This window comes from Pseudomonas sp. E141 (assembly GCF_052659885.1).
In genome coordinates this window covers 4953698-4976279 of the sequence record NZ_CP084024.1, presented here as the reverse complement: position 1 = coordinate 4976279, position 22582 = coordinate 4953698, and the positions used below count along the sequence as shown (strand labels likewise).

Below are 22582 nucleotides of genomic sequence, written 5' to 3'. Positions count from 1 at the left end.
GGCGAGCGGGGCGCCAAAGCGCCCCGCAAGGCTTATTCAGAGGGGATTTGCATCGGCGACTGTTGCGGGGTTTCCGCTTCAGCCTTGCGTGCCGCTTCCAGTGCGTCGGCTTCTGCCTTGGCGCGGGCGTCGGCGGTCTGCTGCAACTGGTCCAGTTGGGCTGGGCTCAGTTGTTGCAGGCGCAGCATCATGCGTTGCACGAGGTCACGACGCATTTCAACACGCACTTCGCTCGACTCCTGGTCGGAACCGGTGATGTTGTTGCCATCGTGCAGGTAGACCTTCTGCACTTGCAGTTTGTCGTCCAGCAGCACCAGGTTGTTCTGGCCGCGGATCTCATAGCTCAGGACGTTGTTGAGTTCGTACTCGGCCGAGCGACCGGCACCGGCGTAACTCAGGCTGCGCTGGCTTTGCTGTTCACTGGTCAGCACCAGTTTGTACGGCGCGCCGTTGTAGACCTTCACGCCGCTGTTTTCCAGTGAGTCGCGCAGCATCTTCACGGTCTCGCCATAAGCGTCCCGGGCGCTGAGGTCCAGCTCCGTGATGGCCAGCTCGGTGGTGCCGGTGCCGCGCAGCTGGAAGCCGCAGGCGCTCAACAGGACCGCCAGGCCCATTACCAGCAGATTACGTTTGATCATCTTGTTGCTCCCCTTGAAACCCTATGGCTCGACAGTGCGGCCCCGCAGGTTATATTCGGCGCCCGGCCCAAGCCGGCGCCCGATCCAATTAGCTTGCGACGATGTTGACCAGTTTGCCGGGCACGACGATCACTTTGCGGATCGTCAGGCCATCGACGAAGCGCAACACGTTTTCATTGGCCCGTGCGGCGGCTTCGATTTCTTCGCGAGTGGCGGCGGCTGGCATTTCGATCTGGCCGCGCAGCTTGCCGTTGACCTGGATGACCAGGGTCAGGCTGTCCTGCACCAGCGCGGTTTCGTCCACCACCGGCCAGCCGGCGTCAATCACCGGGTCAGCGTGGCCCAGGCGGTTCCACAGCTCGTGGCTGATGTGCGGCGTGATCGGAGCCAGCAGCAGCGTCACGGCTTCCAGACCTTCGTGAACCAGTGCGCGATCCTGTTCGGTGCCTTGCGCGGCTTTTTCCAGGACATTCATCAGCGTCATCACCTGGGCGATGGCGGTGTTGAATTTGTGGTTCTGGCCGACGTCATGGCTGGCCTGCTTGATGGCCAGGTGGATCGAACGGCGAACGGCTTTCTGCTCGTCGTTCAGGCCGGCGACGTCCAGTTTGCCCGGCAGGCCCTGAGTGACGTGGGCTTGAGCCAGACGCCAGACGCGCTTGAGGAAGCGGTGCGAACCTTCGACGCCGGAGTCGGACCATTCCGCGCTCATGTCGGGTGGCGAGGCGAACATCATGAACAGGCGGCAGGTGTCGGCGCCGAACTGGTCGATCATCGACTGCGGGTCGACGCCGTTGTTCTTCGACTTGGCCATCTTCTCGGTGCCGCCGATTTCCACCGGCAGGCCGTCGGCGATCAGTTTGGCGCTGATGACCTTGGCTTTGCTGTCGCGTTCGAGTTCGACGTCGGCCGGGTTGTACCAGGTGTAGGCACCGTTGGCTTCGCGACGATAGTAAGTCTCGGCGATCACCATGCCTTGGGTCAGCAGGTTCTTGAACGGCTCGTTGGAGCTCACCAGGCCTTCGTCACGCATCAGCTTGTGGAAGAAGCGCGCGTAGAGCAGGTGGAGAATGGCGTGTTCGATGCCGCCGATGTACTGATCCACCGGCAACCAGTGGTCAGCCGCGGATTTTTCCACCAGGCCGCCTTCATAGTGCGGCGAGGCGTAGCGGGCGTAGTACCACGAGGACTCGACGAACGTGTCCATGGTGTCGGTTTCACGCCGGGCCGGCGCGCCGCATTTCGGGCAGCTGCATTCGTAGAACTCGGGCATGCGCGCCAGGGGCGAGCCGGCGCCGTCGGGTACCACGTCTTCGGGCAGGACCACGGGCAGTTGATCTTCCGGTACCGGTACGTCACCGCAAGTATCGCAGTGCACGATCGGAATCGGGCAGCCCCAGTAGCGCTGGCGGCTGATGCCCCAGTCCCGCAGGCGGAACTGGGTGCGGGAGGCACCGAGGTTTTTCTTGATCAGGGCCACTTCGATGGCGTCGAACGCGCCGGGGAAGTCCAGGCCGTCAAACTCGCCGGAGTTGATCAGTTCGCCGTGTTCGCCATAAGCGTCCTGCCATGGCGCCGGGGTCTGGTCACCGGCGCTGGTACGCACCACAGCCTTGATCGGCAGGTTGTACTTGTGGGCGAATTCGAAATCGCGCTCGTCGTGGGCCGGAACAGCCATGACGGCGCCGTCGCCGTAGTGCATCAGCACATAGTTGGCGACCCATACCGGGAGTTTTTCGCCGGTGAGCGGATGCTCGACGAACAGCGAGGTCGGCAGGCCTTTCTTCTCTTGAGTGGCGACATCGGCTTCAGCGACGCTGCCACCTTTGCATTCGGCAATGAACGCCTGCAGCTCGGGGTTGTTGCGGGCGGCCAGGGTCGCCAGCGGATGCTCGGCGGCCACGGCGACATAGGTGGCGCCCATCAGGGTATCCGGACGGGTGGTGAAGACTTTCAGATTGCCCGCTTCGCCAATGGAGGCGACGTCGTAGGGGAACTGCACTTCCATGCCCCGGGACTTGCCGATCCAGTTGCGCTGCATGGTCTTGACCTGTTCAGGCCAGCCGGTCAGCTCGTCGAGACTCTCCAGCAGTTCATCCGCGTAGGCGGTGATCTTGAAGTAGTACATCGGGATTTCGCGCTTTTCGATCAGCGCGCCGGAGCGCCAGCCGCGACCGTCGATCACTTGCTCGTTGGCCAGTACGGTCTGGTCCACCGGGTCCCAGTTCACGGTGCCGTTCTTGCGGTAGATCACACCTTTTTCGAACAGGCGGGTGAACAGCCATTGTTCCCAGCGGTAGTAATCAGGCTTGCAGGTGGTGACCTCGCGGGACCAGTCCACCGCCAGGCCCAGGCTGCGCAGCTGGGTCTTCATGTAGGCGATGTTTTCGTAGGTCCACTTGGCGGGGGCCACGTTGTTCTTCATCGCGGCGTTTTCCGCCGGCATGCCGAAAGCGTCCCAACCCATGGGTTGCAGGACATTCTTGCCTTGCATGCGCTGGTAGCGGGAGATCACATCGCCGATGGTGTAGTTGCGCACATGCCCCATGTGTAGCTTGCCGCTGGGGTAAGGGAACATCGACAGGCAATAGTAAGTCTCCTTGCCTGGCTGTTCACTGACTTCAAAGGACTTTTGCTCGTCCCAGAACGACTGGGCGGCGGCTTCGATTTCACGGGGCTGATAGTGTTCGTGCATGGCTACTTTTGTACTGAATGGGGTGGCCCAATCCTCTTCGTTGCCATGCTGGACGCAGACGACGCCTGATGCGGCGTTTTCGATGCCCAGCCGAGCTGGAAGTGGAGTTACAGGAAGCGCCGTAGCATACATGACCGTGCTCTGCCGAGGGAAACCCTGATTGCGTGCCGGGGCATTGTCGATACCCGGTGACGGCCGCTGTTCAGGGCCGTTGGTCGCGGCGCCCTGCCGGTTTGCCCAGCGAAGCTAAGCTTCTCAATGGGGAGTGAGTCTTATCTTCAATGAGGTGAGGGATGGTTGAATCACAACGTAAAGTAACTACACCTGAGTTGTACGAAAAACTGATCGATCGTCTCGGGGTGGCCCTGGACGCTGCAAGAACCGCCGGTCGCTTGCGCGATGAACGTCCGGCAGAGCTGGAACTGCGTGGCTTGACCCCCGCAGAGTTCGAGCTGGTCAAGGCTTACCTTGAGCAGGTCGGGCATCAAGCCCCCACAAGTGGGGCTCAGCTACTCAAGCGCCTCGATACGCCCCGTTCGGCCAAGGTTGTATGGCTCAAGGATCGGACGCCCACCAGGGATGCTGTAAAAGTCCGGTCACTGCAGTTCAAGTAAAGCCGGATTCACGCTTGTCGCTTTTTTTGGTTCAAGGTTATTTCGAATCTGTTGTCGCTTTGCGTCAACCCACCTAGGCTTCGGGCATCTATGGAGATGCCCGATGCCGTTTCGCTATTTCATCAAACAACTTTTATTGCCGCCCGGCATTCTTTTGCTGCTGTTGGTGCTTGCCTGGTGGTGGCGCAACTCCCGGCCGCGCCTGGCTCGCCTGTGTTTCATTGCAGGGGTGGGCGGTTTCTGGCTGATGAGTTTGCCTGTGGTGGTGCAATGGAGCGCCAAGGCGTTGGAGCGCGAGCCACCGCTGCCTCGCAGCGAATGGGTGACGCTGGCGCAACGTGCCGATGCCATCGTGGTGCTTGGTTCGGGCCGCGATCGCGGTGACCTGGCCTGGGGTACCGACCAGCCCACCGGCATCGGTCTGGAGCGCCAGCGGTATGCGGCGCGACTGGCCAAGGCATCGGGATTGCCGGTGCTGACCAGCGGCGGCTTGCACTATGGCTCCCCGCCGAGTGAAGCGAAATTGATGGCCGATTCGATGCTCGATGATTTTGGTGTCACCGTGCGCTGGCAGGAAGGGCGCAGTCGCACGACCTGGGAAAACGCCCAGATGAGCGCCGAGATGTTGCTGCCGCAGGGCATCAGACGAGTCGTGGTGGTGACCCATGCGTCGCACATGCCACGGGCAGTCTGGAGTTTCGAGCGCTCGGGGTTTGAAGTGGTTCCTGCACCGGTGGGCTTTCTGGGGCAGGACAATGCCCGCCCGCTGGGCGGCTGGATGCCGGAGTTCAAGTCGATCTGGCAATCGGGGCAGTTGATGAACGAGGCGGTGGGGCAGGTGGGGTATAGGTTGTTTTATCGTTGAAGTGTTCCCGGATCGTTCCCACGCTCCTGCGTGGGCACGCCTCAAGGGACGCTCTGCGTTCCAAGGCGGGCTGGCGTCGGCCACCAATGACGCGGAGCGTCACGGGCTGCATTCCCACGCGGAGCGTGGGAACGAGCAACCTTAAACCGTCTTGGCCATCCGTCCCGCCATCAACGCCCAGCCCAGCAGCAACACGCACACGATGATCAGCGGCCACGAGCGCCATTGCAGGTAGGGCGTCAGCCCGTGCATCGGCACCACTTCGCCGTACAGCACGCCACGCTCGAATTGCGGAATCTGTACGGTGATCTGGCCGAAGGGGTTGATCAGGCCGGTGACGCCGTTGTTGGTGGAGCGGATCATCCAGCGACCGGCTTCCAGGGCGCGCATCTGCGCCATTTGCAGGTGTTGCAGCGGGCCGATCGAGGTGCCGAACCAGGTGTCGTTGCTGATGGTCAGCAGCAGGTCGCTGCGCGCCGAGAGGCCAGCGGCGAACTCCGGGTAGACCACTTCATAGCAGATGAACGGCGCGATCTGGTAACCCTTGGCTTGCAGCAAAGACTGGTCGGCCGGGCCCCGGGCAAAGTCCGACATGGGGAGATCGAAGAACGCGATCAACCCCCGCAGAATGTCCTGCAACGGCACATATTCGCCAAATGGCACCAGTTTTTGCTTCAGATAAGTGCCGTCACCTTCACCGGTCACGGTGATGCCGTTGAAGTAACGCTTCTGCTGGTGCACCAGTTGGCGAATCGGAACGCCGGTAATCAGCGCTGAATTTCGCTCGGCGGCGAAGGTGCCCATCATGTCCAGATAGCCCTGGGCAGATTCCTTGAGCACCGGCACAGCTGTTTCCGGCCAGATCAGCAGGTCGACCCGTTTGGAGGCAAAACTCATGTCGCGGTACAACGCCAGTTGCGCGTTGAGTTGCTCGGGGTCCCACTTCATGCTTTGTTCGATGTTGCCCTGGATCGCCGCGACGCTCAGCGGATCACCCGAAGGGCTGGTCCAGGCATGGTCTTTGAGCGCCATGCCGGCGACCCACGGGCCGATCAGCAGGACCACGCCTGCTGCGATAAAGCCTTTGCGCCCGGCGCGGATCAACCGTGGCGCGTTGTACAGCAGCGCGGCGGTGAGGGCCAGGGTGAAGGAAATCAGCCACATCCCGCCCAGCGGCGCGAGGCCGGCCAAGGGGCCGTCAAGTTGGCTGTAACCGGAATACAGCCACGGAAACCCGGTGAGGAACCAGCCGCGAAAGGCTTCCTGGCCCAGCCACAGGGCGGCGAAGGCCAAGGCGTCGGCCAGCGGGGCTTCGTTACGCCGCAACCACCGGGCCCAGAGCCAGGCGGGCAGGGCGAAAAACCAGGCAATGGCGGCGATGAACAGCAGCATCAAGAAACCGGCGAGCAGCACCGAGGCGCCGCCGAAGTTGTGAATGCTGACATAGATCCAGCTGGTGCCGGCGCCAAACAGGCCGAAACCGAAGCACCAGCCACGGCCGAGGGCCTGGCGCGGTGAAAGCTCGCGCAGACCGGCATAGAACAGCCCGACCGCCAGCAGTGCCAGCGGCCAGATGTCGAACGGCGCCAGGGCCAGGGTGGTGATCGCGCCAGCCGCCATGGCCAGCAGGTTACCGGGCCAGCCGGGGCGGGTTGTCCAGCGCATGTGTGTCCTTAGCGGGTCTCGCAGGGTTTATCGGGCAATGGGTGACAGGCGCAGCAAGTGAATCCGACGGCTGTCGGCGTTCAGGATGCGAAAGCGCCAGGAGCCGATTTCCGTGGTTTCATTGCGCTTGGGCAGGTGCCCGAAAGCACTCATCACCAGGCCGCCGACGGTGTCGAACTCATCGTCGGAGAATTGACTGTCGAAAAACTCGTTGAAGTTCTCGATCGGCGTCAGGGCCTTGATCAGGAAGTCGCCGCTGGGCAGCGGCTTGATGTAGCTGTCTTCCTCGACGTCGTGCTCGTCTTCGATGTCGCCGACGATCTGCTCGAGCACGTCTTCGATGGTGACCAGTCCGGCCACGCCGCCGTATTCGTCGATGACGATGGCCATGTGGTTGTGATTGGCGCGGAATTCACGCAGCAGCACGTTCAAGCGCTTGGACTCGGGCACGAAGGTGGCCGGGCGCAGCAAGTCCTTGATGTTGAAACTGTCGCCGTTCTCCTGAAGGATCAGCGGCAGCAGATCCTTGGCCAGCAGCACGCCCATGACGTCGTCATGGCTCTCGCCGACTACCGGGTAGCGCGAGTGAGCGGAATCGACCACGGCGGGCAGGAATTCGCGAGGTGTCTGGGTCGCCTTGATGCTGACCATCTGCGAACGGGGGACCATGATGTCCCGCACTTGCAGGTCAGCGACCTGGATGGCGCCTTCGACGATGGCCAGCGCTTCGCTGTCCAGCAGTTTGTTCTGGTGTGCATCGCGCAGCAGCTCCAGCAGCTCCTGGCGGTTTTTCGGCTCATGGGCAAAAGCCTGGGTGAGCTTGCCCAGCCATGACTTCTGCCCGTTGCTCGATCGATCTTCGCTCATAGCGATTACTCTGAATCCTTTGTCGTTACAGGTTGATGTATCAGTGTTCGTCGCCGGCGTAGGGGTCGGGGTGACCCAGCTCTGCAAGCAACGTTCGTTCCAGCGATTCCATTTCCTCGGCTTCGTCATCTTCTATATGGTCGTAACCCAATAGATGCAAGCAGCCGTGAATCACCAGATGGGCCCAGTGGGCCTCAGCGGTCTTGCCTTGTTCGGCCGCTTCGCGCTCCACCACCGGGATGCAGATCACCAGATCGCCCAGCAGCGGAATGTCGAGCAGTTCGTCGGGCACGTCGGCGGGGAACGACAACACATTGGTGGCGTAGTCTTTCTGCCGCCAGGTGTGGTTCAGCTCGCGGCCTTCGGGCTCGTCCACCAGGCGGATGGTCAGTTCCGAGTCGGCGCTGCGCTGGCGCAGGGCCAGCTCGCACCATTGGCGTAACTGAGCCTCGCTGGGAGCGGGGCGTTCGCTGGCCAGTTGCAGGTCAAGTTCAAGCATCGTGGCGATTGCCCTTCTCAGCGGTCGCCAGCTCATCCTGATGATTCTCGAAGCGCTCGTAGGCTTCGACGATGCGCTGCACCAATGGATGGCGCACGACGTCCTTGGGCATGAAATGCGTGAAACTGATGCCCGGCACGTCCTTGAGCACCTGGATCACATGGTTCAGCCCGGATTTGGTGCCGCGGGGCAGGTCGACCTGGGTGATGTCGCCGGTGATCACCGCGGTGGAGCCGAAGCCGATCCGGGTCAGGAACATTTTCATCTGCTCGACCGTGGTGTTCTGGCTTTCGTCGAGGATGATGAAGCTGTTGTTCAGCGTACGGCCACGCATATAGGCCAGCGGTGCGACCTCGATGACCTGGCGTTCGATCAGCTTGGCGACGTATTCGAAGCCGAGCATTTCGTACAGTGCGTCATACAGCGGACGCAAGTACGGGTCGATTTTCTGGGCCAGGTCGCCGGGCAGGAAACCGAGTTTTTCCCCCGCTTCAACCGCCGGACGCACCAGCAGGATACGGCGCACCTGTTCGCGTTCCAGCGCATCGACGGCGCAGGCCACGGCCAGATAGGTCTTGCCGGTACCGGCCGGACCGATGCCGAAGTTGATGTCGTTGCCCAGGATTTCCTTCACGTAGCGCTGCTGATTCAAGCCGCGAGGGCGAATCATGCCTTTTTTCGTGCGCAAGGCCACGGCAGGTTCCGACGGAGCGTGGTTCTCGAGTTCTTCGAGTGCCGACTCCTGCAGGAACAGGTGGACGGTGTCCGGCGACAACTCGCTTCCCTTGGTTTCCCGATAGAGGCGGCGCAGCAGGTTTTCCGCGGAGGAGGTGTGCTTGGGTTCGCCGATCAGTTCGAACTGGTTTCCGCGGTTGCGGATCTCGATGGCCAGGCGCTGTTCGATCAAGCGCAGATGCTCGTCGAATTGCCCGCACAGATTGGCGAAGCGGCGAGCCTCAAAGGGCTCGAGAATGAAACGATGTGGTTCGATGGGTGCGTTCAAGGTCGTTTTTAGCCGCCCTGGGGCAATTAAGATGAAATCAAGGATAACGCCAGTAGGCTGGGTGCGAAAGCTCTTAAAGAGGCGAATCTGATCACAGGGCATGGCACGACCACTGTGGGAGCGAGCTTGCTCGCGATGGGGGCTTCACATTCAACATAAGTATTGACTGTCATGCCGCTATCGCGAGCAAGCTCGCTCCCACAGGAAGTGCGGGGTCACTGGACCAACGAACCGCGCAACGAGTGCGGTTGCGCGGCATCGATGTGGACGTCGGCGAACTGACCGATCAGGGCCGGAGTGTCGCAGCGGAAGTTGACGATGCGGTTGTTTTCGGTCCGCCCTTGCAATTCGCCCGGGTCTTTTTTCGAGTAATCGGTCACCAGAATCCGCTGGACGGAGCCGACCATCTGTCGGCTGATCTCGAAACCTTGCTGGTTCAAGCGATGTTGCAAGGCGTTGAGCCGTTCTTTTTTCACCTCTTCTGGTGTCTCGTCCGCCAAATCGGCGGCCGGAGTGCCGGGACGCTGGCTGTAGACGAAGGAATAGGAAAAATCGAAACCCACGTCTTCGATCAGCTTCATGGTCTGCTGGAAATCTTTCTCGGTTTCGCCGGGGAAACCCACGATAAAGTCCGAACTGATGCAGATTCCCGGCACCGCCGCCCTCAGTTTGCGCAGCTTGGATTTGTACTCCAGCGCCGTGTGGTTGCGCTTCATGGCCGCCAGGATCCGGTCGGAGCCCGATTGCACCGGCAGGTGCAGATGCTTGACCAGTTCAGGCACTTCGGCATGGGCCTGGATCAGGCTGTCGGAGAACTCCAGTGGGTGCGAGGTGGTGTAGCGGATACGGTCGATGCCCTCCACGGCCGCCACCACGCGGATCAGCTCGGCGAGGTCTGCCAGGCGCCCATCGTGGGTCAGGCCGCGATAACCGTTGACGTTCTGCCCCAGCAGCGTCACTTCCCGCACGCCGTGTTCCGCCAGGTGGATGATTTCGGCAATCACGTCGTCGAACGGCCGGCTGACTTCTTCGCCACGGGTATAGGGCACCACGCAGAACGTGCAGTACTTGCTGCAACCTTCCATCACCGACACGTAGGCGCTCGGGCCGTCGATACGGGGTTCGGGCAGGTGGTCGAATTTTTCGATTTCCGGGAACGAGACGTCGACTTGCGGCAGTTTGGTGATGCGCGCGGCGTCGATCATCTCCGGCAGGCGGTGCAGGGTCTGCGGGCCAAAGACCACGTCTACGTAGGGCGCGCGGTCACGAATGGCAGCGCCTTCCTGGCTGGCCACGCAACCGCCCACGGCGATGACCATTTCCGGGTTGGCCAGTTTCAGTTCACGCCAGCGACCGAGCTGGGAGTACACCCGGTCCTGGGCGCGCTCGCGGATGGAGCAGGTATTGAGCAGGATCACGTCGGCGTCTTCGGCACGGGCGGTGACTTCCAGGGCCTGGTGTTCACCCAGCAGATCGACCATGCGCGAGCTGTCGTACTCGTTCATCTGGCAACCGTGGGTTTCGATGTAAAGCTTCTTGGCCATGGACGGAGTCATCACGTGATTCAAAGAACCGCGCATTATAGGGAACAAGTCACCCGGTTCCTACCGCTGCGCGAGCAGTGGCTATGCTATAGTTCGCGCCCTCATTTTTACCCGCCGATGTGTTTCGCCTGCCATGACCAAACGTGAAGCTCCAATCTACAAGGTGATTTTCCTCAACCAGGGCCAGGTGTTCGAAATGTACGCCAAGCAGATCTATCAAAGTGATCTGTGGGGCTTCCTGGAAGTCGAAGAATTCGTCTTTGGCGAGCGCACGCAAATGGTCGTCGATCCGAGCGAAGAAAAGCTCAAGGCGCAGTTCGAAGGTGTGGTGCGCAGCTTCGTGCCGATGCATTCGATCGTGCGTATCGACGAGGTCGAGCGCCTGGGCACCCCGAAAATCAGCGAAGCCCGCGGCGCGGTCGGCAATGTCATGCCATTTCCGATGCCGATGCCTGAGAAGTAAGCGCCAAGACTGAGTTGCCCCCAATCGCGAGCGGGCTCGCTCCCACACTGGATCTTCTGTGTGCACATTATTTGTGAACACCCGGGATTAACTGTGGGAGCGAGCCTGCTCGCGATTAGGCTCTCAAGGCCGTGGTGGATTCAGGGCAGTGGCGAGAAGGGCGTGCGCCCGTCGGCGTTCTGCAATTCCATCAGGTATTTGCGGAAGATCTGCCCCAGCACCTGTGTCGCGACTTCCAACTCGTCGCGGGGCATCTGTTCGGCGACTTCGTCGGCGGTGTCCAGGGCTTCTTCGGCGCCATTGACCGCCGCCATCTTCAAGACAATGTAGGCCTGCACGTTGTTGGCCGGCACGCCTTCGCCATGGAAGAACATGCCGCCCAGCTTGTATTGCGCCTGGGCATGGCCTTGCAGTGAGGCTTTTTCGAAGTAGCTGAGGGCCAGTTTGAGGTCGCGCGGCGCAGCCTTGCCGTCGTAGTAGAACTCGCCCAACTCGTATTGCGCTTGTGCATCGCCCGCGTCCGCCGCTTTTTGACAGGCGTCGAGTGCCGGTGCGAGATCTTGTGGCTGGGTGTTGAGCGTGCAACGGCCCATCGCCGGGATCAACAACGAGTTGCCGCCTGCTTGTGCGTTCGCCAGCAGCGGCTGAAGGAGCAACAGGCAGCCCAGGGCAAGGGTGCGGCCGGTGCGGTTCATGGGAATCGACTTACCTCTGAGGGGCACGCGGACCCTCCGGGGGATCCAATAAGCGCGCATTATGAAATAAGCAGGGCCATCCTTACAAAGTCTTTACTCGTTTTTCTGCTGCGAGGGAGCGCTAACGGCAGCTTCGGGGGGTAATACGTAGGAAAAGGGGCAAGAGGTTGTCGTCAATCACTGACGCCAGCGTCAGCCAGCGTCAGTTATCCACAGGCTTACTTCAACGCGGCGAAGGCCCGCTCGGCGGCGTCGAGGGTGATCTTCAGCTCGGCCTCGCCATGGGCGATGGAGGTAAAGCCGGCTTCGAACGCGCTCGGTGCCAGGTACACGCCACCGTCGAGCATCAGGTGGAAGAAACGCTTGAAGCGGTCAGCGTCGCTGGCCATCACATCTTCGAAGGTCACGATGTCATCGGCGCCACTGAAGTACAGGCCGAACATGCCACCGGCCTGGGTGGTCACGAACGGAATGCCCGCTGCGTCGGCACGAATCTGCAAACCGTCGAGCAGACGGGTGGTGTAGTCGGTCAGCTCGGCGTGAAAGCCCGGGCGGCTGATCAGACGCAGGGTGGTCAGGCCGGCGGCCATGGCCAGCGGATTGCCTGACAGCGTACCGGCCTGGTAGACCGGACCCAGCGGCGCGATGCATTCCATGATGGCACGCTTGCCGCCGAAGCAACCGACCGGCATGCCGCCGCCGATGATCTTGCCGAAGGTGCTCAGGTCCGGTGTCACGCCGTAGTGGGCCTGGGCGCCGCCGAGGGCTACGCGGAAACCGGTCATCACTTCGTCGAAAATCAGCACCACGCCGTGCTGGTCGCACAGGCTGCGCAGGCCTTCGAGGAAACCCGGCGCCGGCGGTACGCAGTTCATGTTGCCAGCCACAGGCTCGACGATGATGCAGGCCACTTCCTGGCCGACTTCGCCGAGCATCTTCTCGACTTCTTCGAGGTCGTTGAACGGCAGGGTCAGGGTGTGCTTGGCAAATGCTGCGGGCACGCCGGCCGAACTTGGTACACCTTGGGTCAGCGCGCCGGAACCGGCCTTGACCAGCAGGCTGTCGGAGTGGCCGTGGTAGCAGCCTTCGAACTTGATGATGCTGTCGCGACCGGTGAAGCCCCGCGCCAGGCGAATCGCACTCATGGTTGCCTCGGTGCCGGAGCTGACCATGCGCACCATTTCCATCGACGGCACGATCGAGCAGACCAGGTCGGCCATCTCGGTTTCCATGGCGGTCGGGGCACCGTAGGACAGGCCATGCTGTAACTGGTTGCGCACCGCTTCCAGCACGTCCGGATGGCTGTGGCCGAGGATCATCGGGCCCCACGAACCGACATAGTCCACATAGCGCTTGTCATCTTCGTCCGTCACGTACGCGCCTTCGGCGTGTTTGAAGAACAGCGGGGTGCCGCCAACGCTCTTGAACGCACGAACGGGGGAGTTCACGCCGCCGGGGATGTGCTTTTGGGCATTGGCAAACAGGGTTTCGGAACGGGACATGGTTGGGCTCTCGAAATCGAAAAATTATTTGATCTGCAACAGATCGTTGAAGGCACGGGCGCGGCGCGTCACTTCCTGGGGGCTGTCGGCGCCGAACAGACCATGGACCACGGCCAGCAGGTCGACACCGTGAGCCACCAGCGGGGCGGCGTTGTCCAGGGTGATGCCGCCGATGGCGCACACCGGTATATGCAGTTTGATCCGGGCCTGGTCGAGCAGTTCAAGGTTTGCACTGGGTGCGCCGGGCTTGGTGTTGGAGTTGAAGAAGCGTCCGAACGCGACATAGCTGGCGCCCTCGCTGGCGGCCTGTTCGGCCAGTTCCAGGCTGGAATGACAGGTGGAGCCGATGATTGCGTCGCGCCCCAGCAGCGCCCGTACTGGCGCCAGAGGGCCATCGGTCTGGCCCAGGTGAACGCCGACGCCCAGGCGCGCGGCCAGTTCGGCGTCGTCGTTGATGATCAATCGGGTCTTGTAGCGCTCGCACAGATTGCGCAGCGCTTCGGCTTCGCGCAGACGGCGGGCTTCGTCGCTGCTTTTATCACGGTATTGCAGCAGGGTGACGCCACCTTCCAGTGCCGCTTGCACATACGCGAGGAATTTGCCGGCCAGCAGTTGGCTATCGGTGATGGCGTAAAGGCCACGTAGTTTCATTCCACAGCCTCCGGGGCTACGAGCAGAAATCCAGCGGCAGGCGACGCGGGACGAACTGGCCTTTGCCCAGCTGTTCGGCATCGCGCAGGGTGCGCCAGGTGTAATCCAGTGCTGTCTTGACCGCGCTGGCGAGGTGTTCGCCCTGGGCCAGTCGTCCAGCCAGGGCGCTGGCCAGGGTGCAGCCGGAACCATGGTAGCTGCCGGGCAAGCGCTGGCAGGTGAACGTTTCGCGGCGACCATCGCGGCTGTACAGGCGATTGTGGACTTCATGTTCGTCGCCGTGACCACCGGTGATCAACAGGTGCTTGACGAAGGGCAGCAGTTTTTCGGCGCATTCATCGGCGCTGCCCTCGGGCAGTTCGGCGAGGATACGTGCTTCCGGCAGATTGGGGGTGGCGATGATTGCCAGGGGCAACAGGCGTTCGCGCATGGCGTAGCCGACTTCATCCTTGCCCAATCGTCCGCCGCCACCGGCACGCAGCACCGGGTCGCAGACCATGGGCAAATGCGGGTGCGCCTGCAGCAGTTCGACCACCGTGTCGACCATTTCCAGTGAGCCGAGCATCCCCAGCTTGACCGCCGCTACCTGCGAATCGTTGAGCACGGCATTGGCTTGCGCCAGCACCCACTCCCGATCGAGCACGCGGAAATCGCTCACGTTAACCGTGTCCTGCACGGTCAACGCGGTAACGGCCGGGGCGGCATGACAACCCTGGGCGAGCAGGGCTTCGATATCTGCCTGCAAACCGGCGCCACCACTGGGGTCGTGGCCGGAGAGACAGAGGACAACGGGGCGAGAGCTGTAGATATTCATGGTGCGCGAGCTTACCACCAAACCTGTTTTGTCGGTGGTCGGACTCTGAGGGTTTTATGCTGGACTGCTTGCTCTGATGATTGCTTTTGACCCACCCGTTGCCGACCTGACCAAAGCAACAGCTCTATCTCAATGCTTGGCGCTGGAACGCCCGTTCTAGAGCCATCTGTAGGAAAAATTTCAATGGTGCAAATTGGCCATCAGCGGCTATGCTAGAAATGGATCCAACCAATAACAGGTAATGCCGGTTTTACGTCTACTCAGGGAATGGGGGGCTTCCTGATTCAACCGGACAGGCCACGCTGGGGCTTAAATGCGCTATTTGCTGATGTTGCTGCTGTGCTTGCCCGCTTTGGCAAGCGCCCTCGAATTCGATGAATTCACCCAAAGCCTGCCCTTGGGCCATGCCCTGCAGGTGTTTGAAGACACCCACGGTACGGCTACCATCGACGACGTCCTGGCAGAGGCTGCGGCGGGTCACTTCAAACCCCATGACAAAGCCACGCTGAACGCCGGTTATTCGCGCTCGGCATTCTGGCTGAAAATAGACCTGCACTACCGTCCCGGCAATCCGGACGCCCAACGCACCTGGTTGTTGGAGCTGGCCTATCCGCCGCTGGACCATCTGGACTTGTATCTGCCTGACAGCGCCGGGGCGTATCGCCTGGTTCGCCAGACCGGCGATGCCTTGCCGTTCGCCAGCCGTGAAATTCGCCAGAACAACTACCTGTTCAGCCTGGACTTCAAACCTGAACAACGCCAGGCCGTGTACCTGCGCCTGCAAAGCCAGGGTTCGATCCAGGCGCCGCTGACGTTGTGGTCGAGCACGGCCTATCTTGAGCAACAACCTGTGCGCTTGTACGTGTTGGGCACCATCTATGGCGTACTGCTGGGGATGCTGGTCTACAACCTGTTCATTTACCTGAGCGTGCGGGACACCAGTTACCTTTATTACATCGTTTATATCGCCTCGTTCGGCCTGTATCAGTTGTCGGTCAACGGAGCGGCCGTGGAGTATTTCTGGCCGGACAACCCCTGGTGGGCCAATGCCGCAACCCCCTTTTTCATCGGCTGTGCGGGTCTGTTCGGCAGCCAGTTTGCGCGCAGCTTCCTGCAAACCGCGCAACACAGTCGTTGGCTTGACCGGCTGCTGCTGGCGCTGATCGTCTACAGCGCGGTAGTGGTGGGCCTGTCGCTGATGACCAGTTACGCCTTGGCCTTGCGCCTGGCGACGGCATTGGCGCTGGTATTTACCGTGGTGATTTTCGCCGCTGGGCTGTTCGCCTGGTGGCGTGGCCTGCGGGTGGCGCGTTATTTCATCATCGCTTGGTCGGCGTTTCTGCTGGGGGGCGTGGTCAACACGATGATGGTGCTCGGTTATCTGCCGAACGTATTCCTGACCATGTACGCCAGCCAGATTGGCTCGGCCATCGAAGTAGCGCTGCTGTCCCTGGCCCTGGCCGACCGTATCAATGCCATGCGCGAGCAGCAGGCCCAGACGCTGTTTGACGCCGGGCAGAAACTTGAAGTGCTTAACCAGCAATTGGCCCATGGCAACAAACTCAAGGATGAATTCCTCGCCACCTTGACCCATGAGCTGCGCACGCCGATGAATGGCGTGATCGGTTCGCTGGAGTTGATGGAAACCGTCGAAATGAATGAGGAGCTGACCCAGTATCAACAGACCGCCGCAGGTTCTGCGCGGGACATGATGCGCATGGTCAACGGCATCCTCACCCTTACCGAGTTGCAGGCCGGCAAGCTCAAGGCCTACCCGGCGCCGTTCAGTCTGCGCGCGATGGTCGACGCCTTGCAGGTGCAGTTCGGTGCCAATGCGGCGGTCAAGAGCCTGGATTTCAAGGTCGACGTGGCACCCGGCCTGACGGACCGGCTGATCGGTGACAGTGGCAAGCTGGCCCAATGCCTGGAATGCCTGCTGGACAACGCCGTCAAGTTCACCCGTACAGGGGGCCTGGCGCTGCGGGTCAGTGGCAGGCCGTCGGGGCTCGATCGGCTGGTGCTGTCCTTTGCCGTGATCGACACCGGTATTGGTTTCACGGACCTCGGGGAGGCGAGCTTGTACCAGCGCTTCTTCCAGCTGGACGGTTCCATGACTCGGGAATACGGCGGTCTCGGCGTGGGGCTGGCGATCTGTCGGCAGCTGGTGGAGTTGCTGGGCGGACGCCTGACTCACACCTCCGAACCCGGTCGCGGCAGCCGATTCCAGTTGGATGTCGAGGTGGAAATGGCCGTGCCCGTGGAGGCGCCCACGCCATTTTCGTTCAGCCCGCGAGAAAGCGCGCGGTTGCCTCAGGATTGCACGGTGTTGCTGGCTGACGACAACAGCATTGATCTGCTGGTGATGCGCGGCATGTTGCTCAAGCTCGGTTACCGGGTGCGTACCGCCGACAGCGGCCGCGCGGCACTGGATATGCTGCAGGGCGAGAGTGTTGATGCCGTGCTGCTCGATTGCCAGTCGCCACCGCTGGACGGGGTGTCGGTCTGCTGTCAGATCCGTACACTCGCCGGCTGCGAGGACCTGCCGGTGTTTGTGGTCAGTCCCAATCCGAATCACGAGCGCTGCACGTCGGGCGCGTTGACCGATTACCTGAGCAAACCGGTGAAATTCGAGGTGTTGCGCACGATTCTGCAACGGCGGGTACTTTGTCCAAAACAGGGTGAAAGCGCCGATATTTAGGCGGGTATGACACTTTGTTCGGCCCAGGGGCGGTGCTTAACTGAACCTCTGCTGGCCGACCAAGGAGCCCTGTCATGAACCTGCACCAGTTCGCCGAGACCCACGAGGTCACCAATCAGCCACCGTCCCTGGATGGCGCCAACCTCTATCGCATCGACCTGCCGCTGCAACAGTGGTCGCAGCGTTTTGGTGCGGGTTGGGCGCAAGGGCGGATCGATGCGTATGGCGCACTGGCCGGCGGGCCGCTGATGGAAGCGGGGTTTCTGGCGAACCAGAACAAGCCGGTGTTTTCCAGCCACGACCGCTACGGCCATCGCATCGATCTGGTGGAATTCCATCCCGCTTACCACCAGTTGATGCGCACGGCCGTCGAGCATGGCTTGCCCAGCCTGCCATGGGCCCAGCCGCAACCCGGCGCCCACGTCGCCCGAGCCTCGATGACTTATCTGCACAGCCAGGCTGAAGCCGGCACCGGTTGTCCGCTGACCATGACCTTCGCCAGCGTCCCGGCGTTGCGTTTGCAACCGGACCTGGCCGAGCTCTGGGTGCCCAAAGCGCTCGCCACCGAGTACGACCCGCGAAACGTCGGCATGGCCCACAAGGCCGGGGTGACCCTCGGCATGGCGATGACTGAAAAGCAGGGCGGCACGGACGTGCGGGCCAACACCACCAAAGCTTATCCGGTGGGCGCCAGCGGTCCGGGCCAGGCCTATGAGCTGGTGGGCCACAAGTGGTTCTGCTCGGCGCCGATGTGCGATGCCTTTCTGACCCTGGCCCAGACCGACAAGGGCCTGAGCTGTTTCCTGCTGCCGCGCCATCGTCCGGACGACACCCGTAATCAGTTCTATATCCAGCGGCTGAAGAATAAGCTGGGCAACTGTTCCAACGCCTCCAGCGAAGTTGAATTCCGTGGTGCACTGGCCTGGATGGTCGGTGAGGAAGGGCGAGGCGTGCCGACCATCATCGAGATGGTCGCCATGACCCGCTTCGATTGCATGGTCGGTTCCAGTGCTCTGATGCGCCAGGCCCTGACCCAGGCCAGCCATCACTGCGCGCATCGCAAGGTCGGTGGCAAGTTGTTGAGCGAACAGCCACTGATGCAAAACGTATTGGCTGACCTGGCGCTGGAAAGTGAAGCCGCCCTCGCCCTGAGCCTGCGCATGGGCCGGGCGCTGGACCACTTGAGTGACGAACACGAGGCCAAGTTCGCGCGGCTGGTGACTGCGGTGGGCAAATACTGGATCTGCAAACGCGCCCCCGCGATGATCAACGAAGCCGCCGAATGCATGGGCGGCGCTGGTTATGTCGAAGACAGCATCCTGCCGCGCCTCTATCGTGAAGCACCGGTGAACTCGACCTGGGAAGGCTCCGGCAATGTACAGTGCTTGGATGTGTTGCGGGCGCTGTCCAAGGAACCGGGCGTGCTTGAAGTGCTGTTCACCGAGCTGGGTGACGGCCACGGCGACAAACGCCTGGCTGCCCACATCGATCGGTTGCAGGCGGCGTTCAAGGATACCGCTGACATCCAGTACCGCGCCCGGCAATTGACTGAAGAGATCGCCATCGGCCTGCAAGCCAAGCTGCTGCTGGAAGCGGGCAACAGCGACGTCAGCGACGCCTTCATCGCCAGCCGCCTGGGTTCGGCTGGCCGGGCATACGGCGCCTTGCCCCGAGGCCTGAATGTCGAGGCCATCGTGACACGCTCCACGCCCCAGGGTTTCTAAACGCCGAACCTGTGGGAGCGAGCTTGCTCGCGAAGGCGTAGGCACATCCAACATCTCTGGTGACTGATACACCGCTATCGCGAGCAGGCTCGCTCCCACAAGGGATCTGCGACGAATGAAGAACCTGCGATTGGCGGCGATCAAGGGTGGGAGCGAGCTTGCTCGCGATGGCGTCGGCACATTCAACATCTTTGCTGACTGATACACCGCTATCGCGAGCAGGCTCGCTCCCACAGGGGATCTGCGACGAGTGAAGAATCTGCGACTGGTGGTGATCAAGGGTGGGAGCGAGCTTGCTCGCGATGGCGGCGGCACATTCAACATCTCGGGTGACTGATACACCGCTATCGCGAGCAGGCTCGCTCCCACAGGGGATCTGTGGTGAATGAAGAATCTGCGGCTGGCGGCGATCAAGGGTGGGAGCGAGCCTGCTCGCGATGGCGTAGGCACATTCAACATCTTTGCTGACTGATACACCGCTATCGCGAGCAGGCTCGCTCCCACAGGGGATCTGCGGTGAATGAAGAACCTGCGGCTGGTGGTGATCAAGGGTGGGAGCGAGCTTGCTCGCGAAGGCGTAGGCACATCCAACATCTTTGCTGACTGACACAGCGCTATCGCGAGCAAGCTCGCTCCCACAGGGGATCTGCGGTGAATGAAGAATCTGCGACTGGCGGTGATCAAGGGTGGGAGCGAGCCTGCTCGCGATGGCGTTGGCACATTCAACATCTCGGGTGACTGATACAGCGCTATCGCGAGCAGGCTCGCTCCCACAGGGGATCTGCGGTGAATGAAGAATCTGCGGCTGGCGGCGATCAAGTGTGGGAGCGAGCCTGCTCGCGATGGCGGCGGCACATTCAACATCTCGGGTGACTGACACAGCGCTATCGCGAGCAGGCTCGCTCCCACAGGGGATCTGTGGTGAATGAGGAATCTGCGGCTGGCGGCGATCAAGTGTGGGAGCGAGCTCGCCCCCACAGGGGATCTGTGGTGAATGAAGAATCTGCGGCTGGTGGTGATCAAGGGTGGGAGCGAGCTTGCTCGCGAAGGCGTCGGCACATTCAACATCTCGGGTGACTGATACACCGCTATCGCGAGCAAGCTCGCTCCCACAAGGGATCTGTGGTGAATGAAGAATCTGCGGCTGGCGGCGATCAAGGGTGGGAGCGAGCCTGCTCGCGATGGCGTAGGCACATTCAACATCTCGGGTGACTGATACACCGCTATCGCGAGCAGGCTCGCTCCCACAGGGGATCTGCGGTGAATGAAGAACCTGCGGCTGGTGGTGATCAAGTGTGGGAGCGAGCTTGCTCGCGATGGCGTAGGCACATTCAACATCTCGGGTGACTGATACACCGCTATCGCGAGCAGGCTCGCTCCCACAGGGGATCTGCGGTGAATGAAGAATCTGCGGCTGGTGGTGATCAAGGGTGGGAGCGAGCTTGCTCGCGAAGGCGTCGGCACATTCAACATCTCGGGTGACTGATACACCGCTATCGCGAGCAAGCTCGCTCCCACAGGGGATCTGTGGTGAATGAAGAATCTGCGGCTGGTGGTGATCAAGGGTGGGAGCGAGCTTGCTCGCGATGGCGGCGGCACATTCACATCTCTGGTGACTGATACAGCGCTATCGCGAGCAGGCTCGCTCCCACAGGGGATCTAAGGTGAATGAAGAATCTGCGGCTGGCGGCGATCAAGGGTGGGAGCGAGCCTGCTCGCGATGGCGGCGGCACATTCAACATCTCGGGTGACTGATACACCGCTATCGCGAGCAAGCTCGCTCCCACAGGGGATCTAAGGTGAATGAAGAATCTTCGGCTGGTGGCGATCAAGGGTGGGAGCGAGCTTGTTCGCGATGGCGGCGGCACATTCACATCTCTGGTGACTGATACAGCGCTATCGCGAGCAGGCTCGCTCCCACATGGGGATTTGTGGTGGATGATCGATCGCGCCCAATACGCCACTGTTCCCGTCGGACGACGATGCAGGCAAGATGAAGGCCTGCAAGTCAGAACACAGGAAGCTGATCGTGACCGAAGCGTTTATTGTCGTTCAAACCGCCGAACAAGCCGTGGATCGTTTGGCGGCCCTGCACGAGCGTGCGACCACTGCGCTGAACCAGGCGCTCAAGCGGTACCTCAAGGATCGTATCGAGCCGGATGCCGAACAGCGGGCGTTGTTTCGCTATCCCGCCCTGCGCCTGACCTATCACTGCCATGGCGAAGTCCCGCAAACCACCCGCGCCTACGCCAAGGTCCAGTTGCCGGGCACCTACAGTGTCACCGTCACCCACCCGGCTGCGTTCCGTAAATACCTGCTGGAGCAGTTGGTCCCGCTGATGCACGACTTTACCGTCACCGTCGAAGTGGGTGTCAGCGAGCAGAACATCCCCTATCCCTACGTGGTGGAGCAGGGCGATGAACTGGCCGGCTCCGGCGTGACTGCCGCGGTGCTGGCGCGAGTGTTCCCCAGCACCGACCTGTCGGCCGCCACCGATGGCATTGCCGACGGCCTCTATGACTGGGAAAACACCGACCCGCTACCGCTGGCTCTGTTTGACGCGGCGCGGGTGGACTTTTCCCTGCGTCGGCTGGTGCATTACACCGGCAGCGACTGGCGCCATGTGCAGCCGTGGATCCTGCTGACCAACTATCACCGTTATGTGGATCAGTTCATTGTCCATGGCTTGGAGCAACTGCGCAGCGACCCGCGTTTTGTGCGCATGGTCCTGCCGGGCAACGTGATCATCGAAAAGAGCATGGACCACGGTGAAGCCTCGGCGATCGCCGCGGGCGTGGTCTGGCACCGCTATCAGATGCCGGCCTATCACCTGCAGGCCAGCGACGGCCACGGCGTGACCCTGGTGAACATCGGCGTCGGGCCGTCCAACGCCAAGAACATCACCGACCACCTGGCCGTGCTGCGCCCCCACTGCTGGCTGATGATCGGTCACTGCGGTGGGCTGCGGCAGTCCCAGACCATCGGCGACTACGTGCTGGCCCACGCTTACATGCGCCGCGATGGCATCCTCGACCGGGTCGTGCCGCCGAATATTCCGATCCCGGCCCTGGCTGAAGTGCAGATGGCCTTGCAGCAAGCGGCGGCCAATGTCACCGGTGAAAAGGGCGACGAGCTGAAGAAGCGCCTGCGCACCGGCACCGTATTGACCTACGACGACCGCAACTGGGAGTTGCGCTGGGCCCAGGAGCGTCCGTTGATCAACCTGTCCCGCGCCGTGGCGGTGGACATGGAAAGCGGCACCATCGCCGCTCAGGGATACCGCTTGCGGGTGCCGTACGGCACGTTGCTTTGTGTCTCGGACAAACCGCTGCACAGCGAGATCAAATTGCCGGGTTCGGCCAACGCGTTTTACGAACGGGCGGTCAACCAGCACCTGAAGATCGGCATCGCGGCGCTGGACCTGTTGCGCAACGAACTCAACTCGCTGCACTCGCGCAAGTTGCGCAGCTTCGACGAGCCGCCGTTCCGCTGATGAACTGATCCCGGTTGAAGGGGCAGTGGTTATTTAACGGTCGGGCCACTAGCATGGTCGGCCCAGACCGTTAGATGTTGTGTTTGCCATGCCCCGTCCGCCACGTCCCGCTTCCCGCCGCCCTGGCGCGAAACCTCCCGCATCCGCCCCGC

The 22582-nt window shown here is 61.6% G+C and carries 17 protein-coding genes; 6 read left to right on the top strand and 11 right to left on the bottom strand.

What is annotated here, in order from left to right; all coding sequences use genetic code 11:
• Positions 1-32: 32 nt before the first annotated feature.
• A complete protein-coding gene (locus GKKCFE_RS22225; RefSeq protein ID WP_107321820.1) occupies positions 33-638 on the bottom strand; it encodes an LPS-assembly lipoprotein LptE in 606 nt (201 codons plus the stop codon).
• Positions 639-726: 88 nt separating this feature from the next.
• The gene (gene leuS / locus GKKCFE_RS22220) at positions 727-3333 is read right to left on the bottom strand and encodes a leucine--tRNA ligase (RefSeq protein WP_092459435.1); all 2607 of its coding nucleotides are present in this window, start codon (positions 3331-3333) and stop codon (positions 727-729) included.
• 293 nt (positions 3334-3626) lie between these two features.
• Between leuS and GKKCFE_RS22215 the strand changes: the two genes are divergently transcribed.
• Positions 3627-3947: a hypothetical protein gene (locus tag GKKCFE_RS22215; protein WP_047229504.1), complete on the top strand. Its 321-nt coding sequence runs from the start codon at positions 3627-3629 to the stop codon at positions 3945-3947.
• 103 nt (positions 3948-4050) lie between these two features.
• On the top strand, positions 4051-4812 hold the full coding sequence (locus GKKCFE_RS22210) for a YdcF family protein (protein ID WP_139049086.1): 762 nt from the start codon (positions 4051-4053) through the stop codon (positions 4810-4812).
• Between the two features lie 141 nt (positions 4813-4953).
• Here GKKCFE_RS22210 and lnt read toward each other — a convergent pair whose 3' ends face one another.
• From lnt to miaB, 5 genes are all read right to left on the bottom strand, one after another.
• Positions 4954-6477, bottom strand: a complete 1524-nt coding sequence (gene lnt, locus GKKCFE_RS22205; protein ID WP_139049087.1) for an apolipoprotein N-acyltransferase — start codon at positions 6475-6477, stop codon at positions 4954-4956.
• Between the two features lie 27 nt (positions 6478-6504).
• On the bottom strand, positions 6505-7344 hold the full coding sequence (locus tag GKKCFE_RS22200) for an HlyC/CorC family transporter (protein WP_025215634.1): 840 nt from the start codon (positions 7342-7344) through the stop codon (positions 6505-6507).
• Positions 7345-7384: 40 nt separating this feature from the next.
• Complete coding sequence (gene ybeY, locus GKKCFE_RS22195) at positions 7385-7843, bottom strand: rRNA maturation RNase YbeY (protein ID WP_047229507.1); 459 nt, start codon at positions 7841-7843, stop codon at positions 7385-7387.
• Complete coding sequence (locus tag GKKCFE_RS22190; RefSeq protein ID WP_047229508.1) at positions 7836-8846, bottom strand: PhoH family protein; 1011 nt, start codon at positions 8844-8846, stop codon at positions 7836-7838. Before GKKCFE_RS22190 ends, ybeY begins: the two co-directional genes overlap by 8 nt.
• Before the next feature lie 215 nt (positions 8847-9061).
• Positions 9062-10390 (bottom strand): tRNA (N6-isopentenyl adenosine(37)-C2)-methylthiotransferase MiaB, encoded by a 1329-nt coding sequence (gene miaB / locus GKKCFE_RS22185; protein ID WP_172833785.1) that lies wholly within the window; start codon positions 10388-10390, stop codon positions 9062-9064.
• Positions 10391-10523: 133 nt separating this feature from the next.
• Here miaB and GKKCFE_RS22180 point away from each other — a divergent pair, with 133 nt between their 5' ends.
• Positions 10524-10853 carry a DUF1820 family protein gene (locus tag GKKCFE_RS22180; RefSeq protein WP_016773045.1) on the top strand — a complete coding sequence of 110 codons (330 nt, stop codon included), beginning with the start codon at positions 10524-10526 and terminating at the stop codon, positions 10851-10853.
• A gap of 140 nt (positions 10854-10993) precedes the next feature.
• Here the strand turns inward: GKKCFE_RS22180 and GKKCFE_RS22175 are convergent, their stop codons facing one another.
• The 4 genes from GKKCFE_RS22175 to GKKCFE_RS22160 all read right to left on the bottom strand — a co-directional run bounded on the left by GKKCFE_RS22175 (position 10994) and on the right by GKKCFE_RS22160 (position 14515).
• Entirely contained in the window at positions 10994-11548 is a 555-nt protein-coding gene (locus GKKCFE_RS22175) for a tetratricopeptide repeat protein (RefSeq protein ID WP_047229510.1), read from the bottom strand.
• Between the two features lie 218 nt (positions 11549-11766).
• Entirely contained in the window at positions 11767-13050 is a 1284-nt protein-coding gene (gene hemL, locus GKKCFE_RS22170; protein WP_047229511.1) for a glutamate-1-semialdehyde 2,1-aminomutase, read from the bottom strand.
• Between the two features lie 24 nt (positions 13051-13074).
• Positions 13075-13701, bottom strand: a complete 627-nt coding sequence (gene thiE / locus GKKCFE_RS22165) for a thiamine phosphate synthase (protein WP_047229512.1) — start codon at positions 13699-13701, stop codon at positions 13075-13077.
• 16 nt (positions 13702-13717) lie between these two features.
• The gene (locus tag GKKCFE_RS22160) at positions 13718-14515 is read right to left on the bottom strand and encodes a hydroxymethylpyrimidine/phosphomethylpyrimidine kinase (RefSeq protein ID WP_076383510.1); all 798 of its coding nucleotides are present in this window, start codon (positions 14513-14515) and stop codon (positions 13718-13720) included.
• 313 nt (positions 14516-14828) lie between these two features.
• Here GKKCFE_RS22160 and GKKCFE_RS22155 point away from each other — a divergent pair, with 313 nt between their 5' ends.
• The 3 genes from GKKCFE_RS22155 (at position 14829) to amn (ending at position 22430) form a co-directional block, all read left to right on the top strand.
• Positions 14829-17213, top strand: coding sequence for a hybrid sensor histidine kinase/response regulator (locus tag GKKCFE_RS22155; protein ID WP_188251958.1), 2385 nt, complete (start codon positions 14829-14831; stop codon positions 17211-17213).
• Between the two features lie 74 nt (positions 17214-17287).
• Positions 17288-18937: an acyl-CoA dehydrogenase family protein gene (locus GKKCFE_RS22150; protein WP_139049090.1), complete on the top strand. Its 1650-nt coding sequence runs from the start codon at positions 17288-17290 to the stop codon at positions 18935-18937.
• A gap of 1993 nt (positions 18938-20930) precedes the next feature.
• Positions 20931-22430, top strand: a complete 1500-nt coding sequence (amn, locus tag GKKCFE_RS22145; protein WP_160893475.1) for an AMP nucleosidase — start codon at positions 20931-20933, stop codon at positions 22428-22430.
• Positions 22431-22582 lie beyond the last annotated feature (152 nt).

What these genes read in the sequence shown, in the direction of transcription:
- GKKCFE_RS22160 (WP_076383510.1), bottom strand. Translation starts at nt 14,515, where the DNA reads ATGAATATCTACAGCTCTCGCCCCGTTGTCCTCTGTCTCTCCGGCCAC.
- amn (WP_160893475.1), top strand. Translation starts at nt 20,931, where the DNA reads ATGAAGGCCTGCAAGTCAGAACACAGGAAGCTGATCGTGACCGAAGCG.
- ybeY (WP_047229507.1), bottom strand. Translation starts at nt 7,843, where the DNA reads ATGCTTGAACTTGACCTGCAACTGGCCAGCGAACGCCCCGCTCCCAGC.
- hemL (WP_047229511.1), bottom strand. Translation starts at nt 13,050, where the DNA reads ATGTCCCGTTCCGAAACCCTGTTTGCCAATGCCCAAAAGCACATCCCC.
- miaB (WP_172833785.1), bottom strand. Translation starts at nt 10,390, where the DNA reads ATGGCCAAGAAGCTTTACATCGAAACCCACGGTTGCCAGATGAACGAG.
- GKKCFE_RS22215 (WP_047229504.1), top strand. Translation starts at nt 3,627, where the DNA reads ATGGTTGAATCACAACGTAAAGTAACTACACCTGAGTTGTACGAAAAA.
- lnt (WP_139049087.1), bottom strand. Translation starts at nt 6,477, where the DNA reads ATGCGCTGGACAACCCGCCCCGGCTGGCCCGGTAACCTGCTGGCCATG.
- GKKCFE_RS22200 (WP_025215634.1), bottom strand. Translation starts at nt 7,344, where the DNA reads ATGAGCGAAGATCGATCGAGCAACGGGCAGAAGTCATGGCTGGGCAAG.
- thiE (WP_047229512.1), bottom strand. Translation starts at nt 13,701, where the DNA reads ATGAAACTACGTGGCCTTTACGCCATCACCGATAGCCAACTGCTGGCC.
- leuS (WP_092459435.1), bottom strand. Translation starts at nt 3,333, where the DNA reads ATGCACGAACACTATCAGCCCCGTGAAATCGAAGCCGCCGCCCAGTCG.
- GKKCFE_RS22155 (WP_188251958.1), top strand. Translation starts at nt 14,829, where the DNA reads ATGCGCTATTTGCTGATGTTGCTGCTGTGCTTGCCCGCTTTGGCAAGC.
- GKKCFE_RS22180 (WP_016773045.1), top strand. Translation starts at nt 10,524, where the DNA reads ATGACCAAACGTGAAGCTCCAATCTACAAGGTGATTTTCCTCAACCAG.
- GKKCFE_RS22225 (WP_107321820.1), bottom strand. Translation starts at nt 638, where the DNA reads ATGATCAAACGTAATCTGCTGGTAATGGGCCTGGCGGTCCTGTTGAGC.
- GKKCFE_RS22210 (WP_139049086.1), top strand. Translation starts at nt 4,051, where the DNA reads ATGCCGTTTCGCTATTTCATCAAACAACTTTTATTGCCGCCCGGCATT.
- GKKCFE_RS22150 (WP_139049090.1), top strand. Translation starts at nt 17,288, where the DNA reads ATGAACCTGCACCAGTTCGCCGAGACCCACGAGGTCACCAATCAGCCA.
- GKKCFE_RS22175 (WP_047229510.1), bottom strand. Translation starts at nt 11,548, where the DNA reads ATGAACCGCACCGGCCGCACCCTTGCCCTGGGCTGCCTGTTGCTCCTT.